This is a genomic window from Leucobacter fengyongliangi, from assembly GCF_050971685.1.
Taxonomy (GTDB): domain Bacteria; phylum Actinomycetota; class Actinomycetes; order Actinomycetales; family Microbacteriaceae; genus Leucobacter.
Genome location: NZ_JBPCEU010000012.1, coordinates 1 through 16,632 on the forward strand (window position 1 = coordinate 1; position 16,632 = coordinate 16,632).

General features: G+C 64.4%; 14 protein-coding genes, 1 tRNA gene and 1 pseudogene. 6 read left to right on the plus strand and 10 right to left on the minus strand.

Going from position 1 to position 16,632, the window contains the following annotated elements:
- Positions 1 to 51: 51 nt before the first annotated feature.
- A complete protein-coding gene (locus tag ACR0R4_RS09780) occupies positions 52 to 1,299 on the minus strand; it encodes an IS256 family transposase (RefSeq protein ID WP_433645844.1) in 1,248 nt (415 codons plus the stop codon).
- Positions 1,300 to 1,523: 224 nt separating this feature from the next.
- On the opposite strand from ACR0R4_RS09780, the gene ACR0R4_RS09785 reads away from it, so the two are divergent.
- The 3 genes and pseudogenes from ACR0R4_RS09785 to ACR0R4_RS09795 form a co-directional block, all read left to right on the plus strand.
- Positions 1,524 to 2,081, plus strand: a complete 558-nt coding sequence (locus tag ACR0R4_RS09785) for a hypothetical protein (RefSeq protein ID WP_433647208.1) — start codon at positions 1,524 to 1,526, stop codon at positions 2,079 to 2,081.
- Positions 2,078 to 2,281, plus strand: coding sequence for a hypothetical protein (locus tag ACR0R4_RS09790; protein WP_433647209.1), 204 nt, complete (start codon positions 2,078 to 2,080; stop codon positions 2,279 to 2,281). Before ACR0R4_RS09785 ends, ACR0R4_RS09790 begins: the two co-directional genes overlap by 4 nt.
- Positions 2,282 to 2,542: 261 nt before the next feature.
- A pseudogene (locus ACR0R4_RS09795) lies at positions 2,543 to 3,562 on the plus strand (recombinase family protein); the annotation flags it as partial.
- A gap of 574 nt (positions 3,563 to 4,136) precedes the next feature.
- Here the strand turns inward: ACR0R4_RS09795 and ACR0R4_RS09800 are convergent.
- A tRNA-His gene (locus ACR0R4_RS09800) sits at positions 4,137 to 4,212 on the minus strand.
- Positions 4,213 to 4,421: 209 nt separating this feature from the next.
- Positions 4,422 to 7,487 (minus strand): lamin tail domain-containing protein, encoded by a 3,066-nt coding sequence (locus ACR0R4_RS09805; protein ID WP_433647210.1) that lies wholly within the window; start codon positions 7,485 to 7,487, stop codon positions 4,422 to 4,424.
- 220 nt (positions 7,488 to 7,707) lie between these two features.
- Between ACR0R4_RS09805 and ACR0R4_RS09810 the strand changes: the two genes are divergently transcribed.
- The 3 genes from ACR0R4_RS09810 to ACR0R4_RS09820 are packed head-to-tail and all read left to right on the plus strand — an operon-like array spanning position 7,708 to position 8,926.
- The gene (locus tag ACR0R4_RS09810; RefSeq protein ID WP_433647211.1) at positions 7,708 to 8,055 is read left to right on the plus strand and encodes a metallopeptidase family protein; all 348 of its coding nucleotides are present in this window, start codon (positions 7,708 to 7,710) and stop codon (positions 8,053 to 8,055) included.
- Positions 8,055 to 8,354, plus strand: coding sequence for an ATP-dependent Clp protease adapter ClpS (clpS, locus tag ACR0R4_RS09815; protein ID WP_433647212.1), 300 nt, complete (start codon positions 8,055 to 8,057; stop codon positions 8,352 to 8,354). The genes ACR0R4_RS09810 and clpS overlap by 1 nt, the downstream gene beginning before the upstream one ends.
- Complete coding sequence (locus ACR0R4_RS09820; RefSeq protein ID WP_433647213.1) at positions 8,351 to 8,926, plus strand: DUF2017 family protein; 576 nt, start codon at positions 8,351 to 8,353, stop codon at positions 8,924 to 8,926. The genes clpS and ACR0R4_RS09820 overlap by 4 nt, the downstream gene beginning before the upstream one ends.
- A 54-nt stretch (positions 8,927 to 8,980) precedes the next feature.
- Here ACR0R4_RS09820 and dinB read toward each other — a convergent pair whose 3' ends face one another.
- The 7 genes from dinB to ACR0R4_RS09855 form a co-directional block, all read right to left on the minus strand.
- Entirely contained in the window at positions 8,981 to 10,204 is a 1,224-nt protein-coding gene (dinB, locus tag ACR0R4_RS09825) for a DNA polymerase IV (protein WP_433647311.1), read from the minus strand.
- Positions 10,188 to 11,312 (minus strand): baeRF11 domain-containing protein, encoded by a 1,125-nt coding sequence (locus ACR0R4_RS09830; protein WP_433647214.1) that lies wholly within the window; start codon positions 11,310 to 11,312, stop codon positions 10,188 to 10,190. The genes dinB and ACR0R4_RS09830 overlap by 17 nt, the downstream gene beginning before the upstream one ends.
- 138 nt (positions 11,313 to 11,450) lie before the next feature.
- Positions 11,451 to 12,965, minus strand: a complete 1,515-nt coding sequence (gatB, locus tag ACR0R4_RS09835) for an Asp-tRNA(Asn)/Glu-tRNA(Gln) amidotransferase subunit GatB (RefSeq protein ID WP_433647215.1) — start codon at positions 12,963 to 12,965, stop codon at positions 11,451 to 11,453.
- Entirely contained in the window at positions 12,965 to 14,500 is a 1,536-nt protein-coding gene (gatA, locus tag ACR0R4_RS09840; protein ID WP_433647216.1) for an Asp-tRNA(Asn)/Glu-tRNA(Gln) amidotransferase subunit GatA, read from the minus strand. Before gatA ends, gatB begins: the two co-directional genes overlap by 1 nt.
- Positions 14,500 to 14,820, minus strand: coding sequence for an Asp-tRNA(Asn)/Glu-tRNA(Gln) amidotransferase subunit GatC (gatC, locus tag ACR0R4_RS09845; RefSeq protein WP_433647217.1), 321 nt, complete (start codon positions 14,818 to 14,820; stop codon positions 14,500 to 14,502). Before gatC ends, gatA begins: the two co-directional genes overlap by 1 nt.
- A 132-nt stretch (positions 14,821 to 14,952) precedes the next feature.
- Positions 14,953 to 15,912: a linear amide C-N hydrolase gene (locus tag ACR0R4_RS09850; RefSeq protein WP_433647219.1), complete on the minus strand. Its 960-nt coding sequence runs from the start codon at positions 15,910 to 15,912 to the stop codon at positions 14,953 to 14,955.
- Positions 15,913 to 15,921: 9 nt separating this feature from the next.
- On the minus strand, positions 15,922 to 16,578 hold the full coding sequence (locus ACR0R4_RS09855) for a DNA-3-methyladenine glycosylase I (RefSeq protein WP_433647220.1): 657 nt from the start codon (positions 16,576 to 16,578) through the stop codon (positions 15,922 to 15,924).
- Positions 16,579 to 16,632 lie beyond the last annotated feature (54 nt).

A 16,632-nucleotide genomic window follows, 5' to 3' on the forward strand; every position in this document is an offset into this window, starting at 1 on the left:
GGTCAAGTCCCGTGGAGTGGTGTAACGGTGTCGCTTCAAGAAGTGATCGAGTTACGCGCTTAACGCGAGTGGTAGCCCCGTCATCACCTCCTCGGAAATCTCTGGCACCAGGGTGAGCCGGCAACGGGCGAGAACTTCGAGACCGAGATATCGTCGCCCCTCAGCCCACTCGTCAGACTGCTCTGCAAGCACCGCCCCGACAAGCCGGGTGATCGCGGCCCGGTTCGGGAAGATCCCGACCACGTCAGTACGGCGGCGGATCTCACGGTTCAACCGTTCGTTCGGGTTGTTCGACCAGATCTGCTGCCACACGTCCTTCGGGTACTCAGCGAACGCGAGAATGTCAGCCCGGGCAGCATCGAGGTGTGCGTGCACATCGGGAAGTTTCTCGGCCACGTAATCCAGGAGCCTGTCGAACTGAGCCTCGACGCTCGGGGCATCGGGCTGATCGTAGACGGAATGCAGCATCGCTTTCACTGCCGGCCACATCGATTTCGGGCACACCGTCATCAGGTTCGCCGCGTAATGGGTGCGGCAACGCTGCCATGACGTCCCGGGGAAGTTCGCGCGCATGGCTTCCACGAGGCCCGCGTGCGCGTCAGAGGTGATGAGCTTGACCCCGGTGAGGCCGCGCGCGACGAGGTCCGCGAAGAACATGTTCCATGCCATCGCGGTCTCGCTGGTCGATACCTGCACACCGAGTACCTCGCGATGCCCGTCATGGTTGACGCCGGTCGCGACGAGCACGACGGTACTCACGACGCGACCGCCTTCGCGGACCTTCATGGTGAGAGCGTCACACGCGACGAATGTGAACGGTCCTGCCTCGCCCAACGGGCGGGTGCGGAACTCGTGTACATGCTCGTCCAGCTCGCCCGCCATGCGGGAAACCTGTGATTTCGAGAGTGAGTGAATGCCGAGGGTCTTGACGAGTTTGTCCATGCGGCGTGTAGAGACGCCGGCGAGGTAGGCATCAGCGACGACGGTGATCATCGCTGACTCTGAACGCTTGCGGCGTTCCAGGAGCCACTCGGGGAAATAGGTGCCCTGCCGCAGTTTCGGGACTCGCACATCGATCGTTCCCACTCGGGTATCGAGGTCACGGGCCCGGTAACCGTTGCGAGAGTTGGTGCGCTCGGGTGAGGGCTTGCCGTATTCGGCGCCGCAGATAGCGTCTGCTTCGGCTGAGAGGAGGGTGTTGATCATGGTTTGCAGCAGGGTGCGCATCAGATCGGGCGACGCGTCGCTCAGGGCTTGGGTGAGGACGCTGGCAGGGTCGACAATAGAGGCAGTGGTCATCGGTGCGATGCCCTTTCGAGTGAGAGTTAGAAGGCTTCTCGAAGGTGTCCCCGGTGGCCACGCTGGTCTTTCAGCGGGCCGGGGCGCGTTACACCACTCTACGGGGCACTACTGGGGAGGTGATGCTCGCCGAGCTGAACGCGGCCTAAACTACTGCTACTGACCCTTGCACTGGTGACGCGAATTTCCACCACTCAAAGGGACGCGGCCATGGGGCTGTGAGCATGGACCAGCACACGGGCATTGATGACGTTCCCGAGCCGAGCTACGAGCCAGAGCCTCAAGCTGGGCCACCGCGCCCGATCAACTGGAACCTGCTCACGGCTCACGATCTCGAACAGGAGCTGCTGGAGCTGAATCGGTGGGTCAACTGGCTTCGGATCGAGTACGGACTACCGGCCTCGGAGATCCCGCCGTACTGGCACCGGCATCCGGAGTTGCTCTGGGAACTCTCAGCGCTGCACCTGCACTGGCTCTGCGCCTACGACCCTGACCAGGACGGTTCAGCGCCGTTTGGCTGGCACCGCGACTTCGCGGATGCACGCGGCCGGCTCCGAGATTGGGTTGCCGCCTGCGGTACCAAACGGGATCGCGACCGGCCTACCCGGCAGACGCCGTGGCCGGGCGAGAACCGCGACCAGGAGATCGTCGAAGAAGTCATCACCGACCGTGACGCTGACTTCGTGAAGTTCGTGCTCGTCGCGGTCTCGGCCCGACAAGCGGCAGAAGATGCGTTCTTCGCCAACGCTGACCCCAGCACAGGCGAGGTGCAGGAATCGTGAGCGGGCACTACGAGAAGCAGACGGATCGTCGGAGCCGCGAGGAGCGCCGTCTGAGCATTCGTGCGGTTCACCGTGAGCAGCCGGATCTGAACCTGCTGACGGAAATCATGATCCGCTTCGCCCTTCAGGACCTTGGCGAGCGTCGCGCGGCAGAGCCGGGCGACAAGATTCTCGATGCGAGCCGGGAGGGGCAAGCGTAGAATGTAACCGTCCGCCGTAGCAGCGGATGTTGTGGTTCTTAAACCCCCGAGCTTCGGCACGGGGCACGTAAACGTGGTCCTTCTGGACCTAGGCCTACAGCCTTCGGGCTCTTCTCACGATCAACATTCGCAGTTGACGATGCCGCGGCGGGCGCTGTCAAGCACACGCGGAGAAGAGCCATGACCACGAACACCACAGTCGTATCCCCATCGAGCGGGTTGATCCATCCTGCCTACGCGACCGGCGGCCCGGTCGCTGTCATGTACCTGCGTGTCTCCACGAAGGAGCAGGCGGAGAAGGGCGGCACCGACGAGGGATATTCGATCCCGGCCCAGCGCGAGGCGAACCTGCGTAAGGCGGAGGCGCTCGGTGCAACGGTGATCGAGGAGTTCGTCGATGCGGGCGAATCAGCCAGGAAGGCTGACCGTCCGCAGTTGATGAAGATGATCGAGTACGTCACCGCGCATCAGGTGAACTACTGCATCGTCCACAAAGTCGACCGCCTCGCCCGCAACCGTGCCGACGACGTCGCGATCCACATGGCGCTGCGTGACGCGGGCGTCACCCTCGTGTCGGCGAGCGAGAACATCGACGAGACGCCGTCGGGCATGCTGCTGCACGGCATCATGTCGTCGATCGCTGAGTTCTACTCGCGCAACCTCGCCACTGAGACCGTGAAGGGCCTCTCGCAGAAGGCCGCGCAGGGCGGCACGACGAACAGGGCACCGATCGGCTATCTGAACGTCGGCGTGCGCGATGAGCGGGGCCGCGAGAACCGGACGGTCGTGCTGGACGAGGAGCGTGCGCCGCTCGTGCGGTGGGCGTTCGAACAATTCGCGTCGGGCCGGTGGACGCTGTCGCAGATGCAGCGCGAGCTCGAAGCCCGTGGGTTGACGACCCCGCCGACGCCGAAGCGTGCGTCGAAGCCGCTCGGAAAGACGAGCGTGCAGCGGATGCTGACGAACCCGTACTACCGGGGCATGGTGCGCTTCAAGGGAGCGGTGTATCCGGGCTCGCACGAAGCACTGGTCCCGAAGGAGGTCTGGTACCAGGTGCAGAACGTCCTCGAGTCGCATGTCTCAGCAGCGGACGCCACCCAGCTTCACGCGCACTACTTGAAGGGCACGATCTACTGCGGGGCGTGCGGTTCGAGGTTCATCATCGTCAACGCGAACAACGGCAAGGGCAAGATCTACCCGTACTTCGTGTGCAACGGTCGTCATTCGAAGAAGACGGGATGCACCCGGCAGGCGATCCTCATCGAGGACGTCGAGCGCATGGTCGAGAAGTACTACGAGACGATCCAGATCTCAGCGGACCTGCGCCAGTCGCTCGCGGGGATGATCCACGCCGAGTTCGATCGACTGCTGGCTTCAGACTCGGGCGAGTTGGAGTCACTCGCGAAGGAGCGCGCTTCGCTGGAGGAGGAGCGGCTCGTCGTTCTGCGGGCGCACTATTCGGGTGCGATCTCACTCGAACTGCTCAAGGAAGAGCAGATGCGGATCGAGGCCAGGCTCGATGACATCAAGGGGAGGCTGTCGGCTCACCATGATGAGTACGCGGCGGCACGCGTGTATCTCGATGACTGCCTGGCGTTGCTGGCGAACATCTCGCTGATCTATAGCCGGTGCGACAACCAGAACAGGCGACTGTGTAACCAGGCGTTCTTCCGGAAGATCTTCATCGACGAGGATCGGGAAGTGAAGGTCGAGTACCAGCCGTCGTACGAGGCACTCTGTGATGTGCAGTCTCAGGCGAACGCTCTGAACTGGGCTGCTGAGGCAAAGAAAAAGGACGAGGTCCAAACCTTTTCAAGAGTGGAAACTCTTGTCGAAGGTTTGAACCTCGCCCATATGGGGTGGACAACGGGACTTGAACCCGCGACCACCGGCACCACAAGCCGGTGCTCTACCAACTGAGCTATGCCCACCATGCTGACCACGCGAGCGTAACTCACGAGGCAACCCCACGATCATATCCCATGCGGGGCCCGCAACTCCAACTCAGACACGCACGGCCCTCCTCTACACCTACCGCACGACATGCGAGGTGGGTACCGAGAAGGGCCGATGTGGGCGTGAGCGAGCCATTCAAGCACTCGAGCGAGCCGAAGTGCTCAGCGCTACGAAGAGTCTCCCGCTAGGCGGTGCGCCGCCCGAGGGCGGTGGCCGTGGCGGCGAGCAGCAGGAGCACCGCGCTTCCACCCGCGAGCATCAGGTGGATCGCGGGATCCACGCCTGTCGACGCAAGCACGCCACCGGTCGAGCGACCGACGACCTGCACGTTCTGCCACCCGATGACGGAGCCATCGGCGGCGGCAACCACCAGACGGTGGGTGCCGGTCGGCAGGTCGGTTGGCAGAGCCACGGTCACGGTACCGGTCGCGCTCACGACCGGGCTTCCGAGGTGAACTGGCGTCGAGAAGAGCCAGACATTGACCGTCTGCCCAGCATATGCGGCACCCACCGTGATGGTGACCGTCGAGCCGGCCCGCAATTCGCCCGGTGCGCTGATGCCTCCGCGGAGCGAATCGGTGAGGCTGGTCACCGAGGGGGGCGTAGTCGAGCCGCCTGGGGTGCTGCCACCAGGAGTGGATCCGTCAGGCGTCGACCCGCCGGTTTCTCCGCCGGTCTCATCACCGACACAGTCGATCGATCCAACGCGGAAGGCGTGACCATCGGTCTGATCGTCATTCGCCCAGATGACCGCGCGCGAACCGTCTGTGCACTGGTCGATCGGCGCGATTGCGAAGCCCTCGTTCGCGAAGTTGCTGGTGCCTGCCGGGCGCTCATAAGTCGCCACGGGAGCAAACGCACCGGGTGCGGATTCGGACGCGCCGATCTTGAACACCTGCGAGCGACCGTCGCACACCTCGTCACACACGACCCACAGCAACGCTGTTGAGGGGTCATATTCCAGTTCCATGACCCCCGGGAAGGCGGTCTCGAACTCGGCGATGCGGATCATTTCTCCGGCCTCACCCAGTACGTAGCCCGCGACCGTGTTGCTCGCCTCGACGCCCACGAAGACGACTCCGCCCAGGTGCGCCGGGTAGCTGGCCGGGTCGTAGACCGCACCCGTCGTCTCATCGATAAGGCCGGCGGCGGTCAGCTCGGAGTCGGCGATCCATGCCACACCCTCGACACCGGCGTTCGCACCAATGCCCGGGTAGTCCGTTGCGAGATTCCACTCGTGAGTGGCAACCAGGTCGCCGGTTCCGGCAACGTCGAAGCGCAGCACCGAGGGTCGGCTCCCCCCGTCGGTGCCTCCCGTGTTGCGCTCAGAGGCAACGAGCACGCCATTGGCAGAGGATCCGGCGATCAGCGCCACGCCCTCGGCATCCACGGTGCCGGTGCCGTCGGGGTAGCGCAGGGTGCGCCCGTCGACCCAGCCGTCGGCCTCGGTCAGCGACCCACCGGTGAGCTGCAGCTTGTGCAGCGTTCCGTTGCCATTGTTGACCGCCCAGATCACGCCACCATCTTCGAAGACCACGCCACTCATGTCGGTGCCGAAGGTGTTGGCGACATCCACGGTCGCCATACCCTCGGCTCCCGGCCACGCGTCAACGATCAAGTCACCGACGCAGGCATTCGCTGCTCCGGGGGTCGCCTCTCGCGTGTTCACGAAGTCACCAGTTCCATCTGGGCAACGCCCGAGTGAGGGCACCGGGTGGCTCAGCCACGACACCGAATCGAGTTCAGCGTCGTCCGCGGCGAATAGGGTGACCCGATCGTCCTTGCCGAGCCCAAAGGTCTCTTTCACCGCAACCTGCAGGTAGCCGCCCGCGGCGAGCTGGATGCCCGGGGCGAACACGTAGGCGTCGTTTCCTGCACCGCCGTCGCGCAGCTTCATGCCGCCGAGATCCACTGATTCGAACCCGACGTTGATCAGCTCGACCCAGTCATCCGAGGTCTCCACCTCGTTGATGCGCACGGCCATGCCACAGTCGTTCGAGGCACCCTTGGTCGATGCCGTGGTGATCTTCCACTCTCCGGTGCCGTCCGGGCACCGCCCGAAGGTCGTCGGAGCATGTTGGTCATCGACGGTTGCCGTCCACGAGTACGAATCCACCAAAGTGTGACCGCCCGGAAGATACACACGCGCAGAGTCTGCCTTACCCAGGCCGAAACCGAGCTGGGCCTCTTCGACCACGAAGAACCCTCCTGCCTCGATCGTCGACCCTGCGGGCAGCGTCGACACGTGTGCGTCGTCGTTGTCGCGCACCACCCAGCCGGTGAGATCCACCGCGGCATCGCTGAGGTTAAACAACTCAATCCAGTCGCCGGGGGTGCCGTCGCTCGATTCGACCTCGTTCACGACGATCGCTGGAATCTCGGGTGCGGCGCAATCGTTCGCGCCGCCCTTCGTCGACAAAGCGGTCGAGGCGAACTCGCCCAGCCCGTCCGGGCAGCGACCATAGGTGTGCGCCGCGTGAGCTGTCCACGCGTACTCGTCAACGACGGTCCCGCCGTCGAGCAGGCGAGCAGCATCCGCACCGCCCAGCCCGAAGCCGAAATCGCCGCCATTCAACACGGCGAATTCGCCGGGTGCCAGCGCCGTACCCGCCGGAATTTCATACGTGTGCGTGGGGTCGTTATCGGTCAGCACAAGCCCGGCGATATCAATCTCCCAGTCGCTGATGTTGGTCAGTTCGACCCAGTCTTCGGTGTCGCCGTTCGACTCGACCTCGTTGATCTTGATGTTGCCCAGGGGCGTCGCGACGCACGCATTTGCCGCGTTCGGGGTCGCCTCGACGGTGACCCGAAAATCGCCGGTGCCGTCGACGCATCGTCCGTACGAGGTGCTGACGTGCCCGCTCCACGCGTACGTATCGACCAGTGTGCCGTCGGGAAGCTTCAGGTTCGCCTGATCCGCCTTGCCCAGACCGAACTTGTCGAGGCGAGTATCGTCATCGACCGTGATGGCGAGATACTGGCCCGGCTGAACCACGGTACCCTCAGACACCGGCATCGAGTTCTTGTCATCGGCCAGGATCCACCCGGAGATATCGACCGCTGTGTCGCCGAGGTTCAGCACCTCGATCGCGTCGGCAATCGCGTCGTTATCTTGGATCACCTCGTTGATGACGAGCGGTGGCAGGCTCGGAGCCGCGTACGCTGTCACGGGCACAATGAGCGGGGCAGCGACGACGCCCGCGCAGGCAATGCCGCCGAGAGTCTTCAACCAGGGGTGTCGAGTACGCATACGCCTCTTTCTTCTTACGATGGGTGCAGCCCAGCGCACGCAGCGCAGGGGACGGTCACCAGGCTGTCGTTCCCAGATGATGCGACGGTGCCCGCACGGTGAACCGCGGGTGTCGGTTCACTGAACACCCCAGTGGATCGCGTCGCACAGCCCTGCGCGACGCCTGCCAGAACTCGGAGTTGAGACGTCGTACTGCGAGTGAACTGTGTAGGGTGAAGGCATGTGGGATGTCTCGCACGAAGACTTCGAGCACCTCGTCGGCGAGGGGCTCGACAGCCTGCATGCCGACATGCTGGCCAAGCTCGACAATGTCATTTTTCTGGTCGAGGATGCCCCCGAAGATGGCAGCGACGTGCTGGGCGTGTACGAGGGATTTTCGCTTGCCGAGCGCGATTCGTATGGGTACGGAGAAGAGCCGGATCGCATCATCCTGTATCGGGAGAACCTGCTCGCACACTGTGTCGATCACGAGCATCTCATCGCCGAGATCCGCATCACGCTGGTGCACGAGATTGCGCATTTCTACGGTCTGAGCGAGGCCCGCATTCACGAGTTGGGGTGGGGATGATGAGCGGAACGCGCGCGCGGCCAGAACTGCGTCGACGCGAGCGGATCTCCCCCGTGCCCGATCGGCCCTGGCAGACGGTGGTGTGGGACGATCCGGTGAATCTCATGTCGTATGTGGCATATGTTTTCCGGGAGCACTTTGGATTCGACCGCACTGAGTCTGAGAGGCTCATGCTGCGTGTGCACACCGAGGGCAGCGCCGTGGTCGCTGAGGGAACCCGCGAGGAAATGGAGCTGCACGTCGAAGCCATGCACGGCTACGGATTGTGGGCAACCGTTCGGCAGGCAGGTAGCCCATGAGACTCCTCCCCCTCCCGAGCGGCGCGCTTCGGGTGCGGCTCGACTTTGACGAGGCGCACCTGCTCGATCAACTCACCGGCCAACTGATCGAGCTGCTGCAGAGCCACAGCCGCACGGCACTCGACCCGGATCCACTGTTCGCGAGTCTCGAGGTCGGCGGGTCTGAGGCAACCCCCGAAGACCCCGCTTTGGCCAGGCTCTTCCCCGACGCCTACGAGGGGGACGACGACGCGTCGCAGTTTCGTCGCGTGACCGAGCAAGGACTCATCAACCGCAAGCTGCAAGACGCGATCCTGGTGACCTCTGAGCTCGGCCTGGGCGCTACACCGACCGAGGGTGACGAGCCCGAACCCGTCGAGATCGAGGTGACACCCGCCACGCTCTCCGCCTGGGTGCGCACGCTCACCGCGCTGCGGCTCGCCATCGCCGCCCGTATTGGGCTCGACTCAGATGAAGCCCACGAGCGGTTGCTCGTCACCCCTGACACACGTGGCACGGTGCTCGTCTACGACTGGCTCGCGGCCATCCTCGAATCGATCCTGCGCATGCAGACCACGCCCGAGGAAGACTAGCGCACAACCCTCCGCCCTTAGCGCGCAGCGCAGCACGCACGAGCGCGGCTGCGCCTACGGCGATTCGAGCGAGCGCGGATCGACCACATCCTGCCGTGGCTGGAGCAGCCGGGCGGGGGTGAGGCCAACGCTTCCGAAGCGGATCCGCACATCGTCGACGGCCTGATCCACTGCGCGCCAATCCTCGTCCTCGCTCCAGAGGGCCTCAGACTCCTGCCCCTCGGGAATGAGCTGCTCTGCCCGCACGCCGATGAGCCGCACCGCCCGACCTTCAGAGCCGACCGAGGCGAACAGTTCTCGTGCGGTGCGGTAGATCCGCTGCGAGGAATTCGTCGCTTCGGCGAGGGTGCGGGAGCGCGAGAGGGTCTCGAAATTGCCCCACCGCACCTTGATCGCGATGGTGCGCGCCTCGGCACCGTGCTCCCGAAGGCGCTCGGCCGTGCGCGTGGAGAGGCGCAGCAATTCGCGTTCGATTACCGTGGCATCAGTCTCGTCGAACGCAAAGGTTTCTTCGTGCCCGATGCTCTTCTCGATGCGCGTGGTGCGCACTTCGCGCGCGTCACGGCCGTTCGCGAGTTCATGCAGCTTGGCTGCGCTTGCCCGCCCGACCACCCGTTCAAGGCTGGGCAGAGGCTCCCGCGACAGATCTCCGACCGTGTGGATCGCGCGAGCATGCAGCGCCTTCGCCGTCGCCGCGCCGACACCCCAGATCGCCTCAACAGGGAGCGGGTGCAGGAAGTCGAGCGTGCCGGCGTGCGGAATCTCGAGCACCCCGTCGGGCTTCGCGCGCTGGGAAGCAAGCTTCGCGACGTGTTTCGTGCTCGCAAGCCCGACTGATGCCGGCAGGCCGGTGCGTTCACGAATGGTGGCGCGGAGCCTTCGCGCAATCTCGGCGGGTGGGCCAAAGAGCTTCGTCGAACCTGACACGTCAAGGAATGCCTCGTCGATACTGAGCGGCTCGACGAGGGGCGTGAACTCGTGAAAGATCGCCATCACCGTGCGGGAGGCATCACGATACTTCGCGTACGTGGGCTCCATCAGCACAAGCGATGGGCACAGCTGCTTGGCGCGGGAGACGGGCATCGCCGATCTCACTCCGTACGCTCGCGCTTCGTAGCTCGCGCTGGAGATCACCGATCGCCCGGTTTCGTGCGCCACCGCCGTCGGCACGCCCCGCAACTCCGGCCGATCGAGCAACTCCACGGAGACAAAGAACGAGTCCATGTCAACGTGCAGAATCGAGGAGTCGGTGCGCCCCAACTCAGCGAACCGGCGGATACCGCAAGATCGCCGCGACCGGACTGTCGTCGGGAAGTTCTCCCTTTCGCACGGCACGGACGGTGCCCCCGGTGCGCAGCACACGAACGGCCAACTCGTCGATCAGCCCATAGGTGGTGTGCGTGGCCTCGGTGGCCGGGTGAATCGCCCCCGCATCATCGATCGTGCCCTCAAGGGCAGTCGATTCGAGGTCGAAGCACAGTTCGCTCACCGCGCCCGCGGTGGCCGCGCGCGCGACTTCGGTGAGTTGGCTCACCGCGGTGCCCTCCCCGCGCAGATTCTCGAATCGTTCTTTCCACCCGGCCAGTTGCTGCGCGTGCAAGGCATCGAGGATCGCACGGGCCTCCTGATCTAGCTCCTTTGGGGTGAGCGAATCCGGGTGCTGAGGAATTCCCGCCTCAGCCAGGTGTCGATAGGAGTTGACCTCCCGATACGCCGGCTCCAAATCGTCGGTCGCACACAAAATCAAGGGAATGTGGTCGTCTCCCAGGTGCGGCAGTACGGCATCCTGGATCACGGAACAGTACTTGCGCTGCTGGATCTTCGGCCCCAACGCTCCCGTGTCGCTGACCCGATCGGCCTGGCCCCCGTGCGGCTCCTGACGCAACACCTCGGACGCATCCTCGGGCAAGTCTGCAAGAGGAACCTCGGTCGCGCCCCGATCCGCCCGGAGTTCGTAGAGATGAGCCGAACTCTGTGTAATCGTGAGCACGAATCCCTCGTTCGCGAAGGACACCGAGCGCAGGAGCGGCCCCACATCGAATCGGTCGCCGACCGAGAAGTGCTCAGGGAGGTCGTTCGCGACGTGGAACGCGTGCGTGCCGCTCGGGCTCAGGAAGAGTGCGAGCGAGCGAGCCTGGGAATCCCAGAACTCCCGGTCGGTCTGCAAACGGTCGAAGCTGTCTGCGATTGCACGGCGGTTATGGCCATCAATACCGGCGGCCTCAAGCGCGTTTTCCGCTTTTTTGGCATGCTGTCGGAGCGCAAGCTGGAGGCGTTCCCGCTCCGCCGGCACCGGCGAGGAAGGAAGATAGACCGTGACACTCGCGGGATCACGATGCTCGATCAGGTCGGCTAGTTCGGTATCGCTCGGAATGTTGACTTTCATGGCCCCACCCTAGTCACGAAGCGCGCCCAGCGGAACCCAGAGCGTCACGAACGTGTGACTCTTCCCGTGGAATTTTGGCCGAGCGACAGTGCCGATCGGGGCCAGCCGCGAACCCCAGCAGCCAGCCCCGATCCACCACTAGGCGGTCGCGCGCTCGAGCACGAGCTCGCGAACTCGCGCCGCGTCGGCCTGACCGCGCATCGCCTTCATCACCGCTCCAATGACCGCCCCAGCGGCCTGTACCTTCCCGTCGCGGATCTTCGCCAACACATCGGGCTGCTCGGCGAGAGCCGCGTCAATCGCCTCGATCAGCGCACCGTCGTCAGAGACGATGGCGAGCCCGCGGGCGTCGACGATCTCTTGCGCGGTGCCCTCTCCGGCAATGATTCCCTGAATCACCTGGCGAGCCAGCTTGTCGTTCAACGTGCCGGCGTCGACGAGCGTCACCACGGCCGCGAGCTGCTCAACGGTGATGAGATCGCTCGGAGCTGCCGATCGTTCGTTCGCAATGCGGGCGATTTCACCCGTCCACCACTTCCGCGCGGTGTGTGCGGGCACGCCAGCGGCGACCGTCTCCTCGATGTTCTGCAGCAGTCCGGCGTTCACCACGTCCTGGAACTCCAGCACGGTGAAGCCCCAGTCCTCACGCAAACGACGCCTGCGCAGCGTCGGGTGTTCCGGAAGTTCGGCCCGAAGCTCCTCTACGAGGGCCCGCGAGGGGGTCATCGGGGCCAGATCTGGCTCTGGGAAATACCGATAGTCGTCGGCATCGCTCTTCGGTCGGCCCGGTGAGGTCTCCCCCGTGTCTTCGTGCCAGTGACGGGTCTCCTGAGTAATGGAGCCGCCCTCAGACAGGATCTGCGCCTGACGCTGAATCTCGAATCGCACCGCGCGCTCGACCGAACGCAGCGAGTTCACATTCTTGGTCTCCGTGCGTGTGCCGAGCACGGTCATGCCGGCGCCCTCATTCCCGCGGGGTCGGAGCGACACGTTCGCATCGCAGCGAAGGTTTCCGCGCTCCATCCGTGCATCCGAGATGCCAAGGGAGACAACGAGGTCACGAATCGTCGACACGTAGGTGGCGGCGATCTCAGGGGTGTCAGCTTCCCCGCCGAAGATGGGGCGCGTAACGATCTCGACCAGTGGAACTCCGGCGCGGTTGTAATCGACCAACGAGTATTCTGCGCCCTGGATGCGGCCCGTCGATCCACCCATATGGGTGAGCTTGCCGGCATCCTCCTCCATGTGTGCGCGCTCGATCGGCACGTGCACGACCCTGCCCGAGGCGAGCTCGATCTCGACCGAGCCGTCAAACGCGATGGGGTCGTCGTACTGCGAGATCTGGTAGTTCTTCGCCATGTCCGGGTAGAAATAGTTCTTCCGCGCGAAGCCCGACACCTCGGCAATTTCACACCCGAGGGCAAGACCGAGGCTGATCGAGTACCGCACCGCCTGCTCGTTGATGACTGGCAGGCTACCGGGGAGTCCGAGGCACACGGGTGTCAGATTCGTGTTGGGATCCGAGCCAAAGACGTTCGGTGCGGAACTGAACATCTTCGTGCGCGTGTTCAGCTCGACGTGCACCTCTAGTCCGATGACCGGCTCGAAGAGCTCAAGAGCTCGGTCAAAATCCATCAGTTTGGTTTTCGCCATCAGAGTGCTGCCTTTCCGGCGGTGATGCCTGCGAGCGACGGGGCCTGCGCCCAGAACGGCGTGCCGTCGCGTTCCTCGATGATGCGCTCAATGGCCGCGCCGGCCCGGTAGAGGCGCGCGTCTTCGTACGCCGGAGCCAAGAGTTGCAGGCCCACCGGAAGACCGTCCTCGACGGCCGTGCCGATGGGGAGGCTCAGTCCCGGAATCCCGGCAAGGTTCGCCGGGATCGTCGTCGCGTCGTTGAGGTAATCCTGCATCGGATCGCCCGCGTGCTCGCCCAACCGCCATGCGGTGGTCGGCGCGGTCGGCGAGGCGATCACATCGACCTGCGCGAACGCGGCGGCGAAGTCGCGCTGAATCAGCGTGCGCACTTTCTGTGCGCTGCCGTAGTACGCGTCGTAATACCCGGCGGAGAGCGCATAGGTGCCGAGAATGATTCGTCGCTTCACCTCGGCGCCAAAACCTTGCGCCCGCGAGGCGCTCATCACGTCTTCCACGGTTCCACCACCCTGCGGGTTCACCCGCAGGCCGAACCGAACAGAGTCGAATTTCGCCAGGTTGCTGGAGGCCTCGGCAGGCAGGATGAGATAGTACGCGGCGACCGCATACTCGAAGTGAGGTGCGTCGATCTCGACAATCTCCGCCCCTTGGGCTGACAGCAGCGCCAGCGCTTCCTCAAAGCGCGCCTTCACCCCGGGCTGCACGCCCTCGAGCATGAGCTGCTTGACGACCCCCACCCGAAGCCCGCGAAGCGACTCTGCGTCGACTCCGTCACGTGCCGCAGCTGCCATCGATGGCCAGTCGTGATTGAGCGAAGTCGAGTCGTGATGATCGTGGCCGACAATCACATCGTGCAGCAGCGCCGTATCGAGCACGGTGCGAGCAACCGGCCCGATCTGATCGAGCGATGAGGCGAGGGCGATTGCGCCGTATCGGCTCACCCCGCCATACGTGGGCTTTGCGCCGACCGTGCCGGTGAGCGCGGCGGGCTGGCGGATCGAGCCGCCCGTATCGCTGCCCAGCGCAAGCGGGGCCTCAAACGCGCTCACGGCCACTGCCGATCCGCCGCCGGAACCACCGGGAACGCGATCGAGTGCCCACGGATTGCGGGTTACCCCGTACGCGGAGTTCTCGGTTGACGAGCCCATCGCGAACTCATCCATATTGGTCTTGCCAATTGAGATGAGCCCGGCGGATCGTGCCTTCGCCACGGCGGTCGCGTCGAAGGGCGAGCGATACCCTTCGAGGATTTTCGAGCCCGAAGTGGAGGGCATGTCGGTCGTGACCAGAACGTCTTTGATCGCGATCGGCACGCCGGCGAGCTCTCCGAGCTTCTCGCCAGACGCGCGCCTGGCATCCACTGCCCGCGCCGCGTCGAGCGATGCCTCGTGGTTCGTTGCGAGGAAGGCGTGGAGTTCACCGTCGACTTCTGTAATGCGGTCGAGGTGGGCGCGAGTGGCCTCTTCTGACGATACCTCTCCACTCGCGAGCACACCCGCAAGCTCCGCCGCGGTCATGCGAATCAGGTCGCCCATTACTGCTCCTCCCCCAGGATCGATGACACGCGAAACATGCCATCAGCCGCGTCGGGGGCGTTCTGCAGCGCCTGCTCGAGCGTCAGAACATCAGCGATCTCGTCGGGTCGCGTGACGTTCGTGATGGGAATCGGGTGGCTCGTCGGCGGGACGTCCGCCCCGGCCACCTCGCTCACCTTGGCAATGCTGTGCAGAATCGAGTCGATCTCACGAGTGAGAGAATCGAGTTCTCCGTCGGTCAGGGCGATACGGGAAAGGCCGGCGAGGTGCCTCACGGTTTCCACCGTGATCTCGCCGTTCTCCGCGCTGGTTTCAGGCATGCTGCTCCATCTGGAGTGGTCGTGTGGGAACTCGACCATCCTACCGGCGTTCGGGATCGCGCCTTCCGGCGCCCAATGGCTCCCCCCGACGAGGCGCAGCCGTGGCCACGACCGGTCGAACGACAGCGCCGGTTAAGCTACGGCAACGAACTCGGACGCGACGTTGCCGCTCCGATCGGGTTCATTGACGAGGTCGAGCACTCGCTCCGGTCCCGGGGCGAAGGAAAGCTCGGCGAGGGGAACCCACACGACATTGGGTGAGCGCGTCGACTCGAAGAAGTAGACGAGGTCGGTGAGGTCGGCCACGGTGCGCCACCTCGTGGTCGACACGTTCGGCCGCACCGGGTCGGCAGTGCCGTATGGCGCCGAAGCGTTGCGGATCACGCTGAAGACGTAGGTTGCCGCCTCTCGCGCATCTGATGTCTCGGGAAGCCGTGCCGAGTAGAACGCGGCCCTGGCGAACCGCTCCGGGGAATCGGTACCGCCGGGCAGCGGCTGCTCGCCACCGAGACCCCTATAGTTCTTCAGCAGTTCGAGCTGCTGATCATACGTCGGCGAGTTCGTCATCACGGTGAACTCGGACCCGTGATGCACCGAGATGTCGCCGTCAAGAAACTCCACAATGGCCGAGTCGCCGGCCTGGTCTGCCATCGACAGGTGTGCGGTGCCGGGGTGATCCCCAATCATGAGCGGAATGATTTGAACTCGGCTCTCGGTCAGCCACTGCACCGCCGAAGCGACCGTGTCGAAGCGATCGAGCAGCAGTTGCACGGCCTGGTGCAACATGAGCCCGGGCCTCTCCGTGTCGCGCGATCCGTAATCAGATTCAGCAAGGTAGAGGCCGCTCACCTGAAATCCGCGCTCATTGAGCCCATCGACCGCGATCTTGCCGTACATCAGCGCAACGACGCTGCCGAAATCGGAAACCCAACTCAGGTTTCCCGGATCGCCGGGCGCACTCTCCCGCGCGGCACCCCGGGGGCGCACAGCCAGGACGGTTTGCGTGGGTTCAACCCAGTCCATGCTGCGACCGACGAGAACGATACCTGATCCGGGCTGGCCAGCGGATGACCAGAGAAACCGTGTGCACATACCGCGAGCCTATCGCGGGGCAGATACCGGTGTCACGGCCGTGTCGGCGGGTGCGAGCGCCCAGGATTCGGCCCGGCTGCCATCCGGATTCCACAGCCCCGAGCAGCCGCGGCGGTGGCTCGTCACCAGGTGCGCATCAACCACGCCCACCGCGGTCATGAGCGCGTACACGGTCGTCGGCCCGACAAACACGAATCCCAGGCGTTTGAGTTCTCGCGCAAGCTCGACCGATTCCGGGGAGGTACTCGGCACCTCATCCTCGGTCAGCGGCGCAGGCGATCGATCCGGCGCAAACGACCACACGACGCTCGCCAGGTCGCGCCCGTGCTCTCGCAGCGCGAGCGTGGCAGCGGCATTCGAGATGGTCGCCTCGATCTTTCGCCGATTCCGAATAATTCCCGGGTTTCCGAGTAACCGTTCAATGTCAGACTCCGTATACGCGGCAACGGCATTCGGCTCGAACCCCTCGAATGCGTCCCGGAATGCCGGGCGCTTGCGCAACACCGTGAGCCATGACAGCCCCGACTGAAAGGCCTCGAGGGAGAGCCGTTCAAACATCCCGACATCGTCAAGTACCGGCATGCCCCACTCGGTGTCGTAATACTCGGTCAGCAATGGGTCGGAATCGGCCCAGGTAGGGCGACACACGTCGCTGATTTGATGCATGACTGCTCCTTCGTGATGCCCGGAGTGGGCGATCCGTGACGTCCCCCGGTTCGA